Raw genomic sequence first — 367 nt, 5'->3', positions numbered from 1 at the left:
ACGTCGTGACGGTTCCGGTTCCGTCGCCGCGCCGGGCGTAGCGCCAGGCTGCGCTGCTCGCCCGCTCGCCCCGCTCACCCGCTCGTTCAGCGGACCGGCCGCTGCCGCACCGACGCTCGCCGTTCCCCACCCGATCGCGCCAACGCACCGCACATCCCGGCCTCATACGCAATTCGACAGCTAAACTTGCAAGTTTAACTGTCGTGTTCTATGCTCCTTCGCATGACATCACCACGCACACCCGGCGTATCCGCCGACACCGTCGCCACCGACCTGACCCTCGCGGTCGGCCAGCTGATCCGCCGGCTACGCTCCGAGATCGACTCCGAAGGGCTCGGCATGTCGCAGACGAGCGCGCTCGCGCGGC

General features: G+C 68.7%; 1 protein-coding gene and 1 pseudogene. Both read left to right on the top strand.

Annotation, left to right across the window (positions count from 1 at the left end; genetic code table 11):
• On the top strand, positions 1–184 hold a 184-nt coding region (locus SB772_RS39415; RefSeq protein ID WP_410838440.1), incomplete at its 5' end, for a hypothetical protein.
• Between the two features lie 26 nt (positions 185–210).
• Positions 211–367: pseudogene (locus tag SB772_RS39410) on the top strand (MarR family transcriptional regulator); the annotation flags it as partial.

Origin of the sequence: Paraburkholderia sp. SIMBA_030 (assembly GCF_046535245.1) — a bacterium.
In the GTDB taxonomy this organism is placed as follows: domain Bacteria; phylum Pseudomonadota; class Gammaproteobacteria; order Burkholderiales; family Burkholderiaceae; genus Paraburkholderia.
The sequence above is the reverse complement of the archived record's forward strand: the minus strand, read 5'-3'. Positions and strand labels throughout refer to the sequence as shown.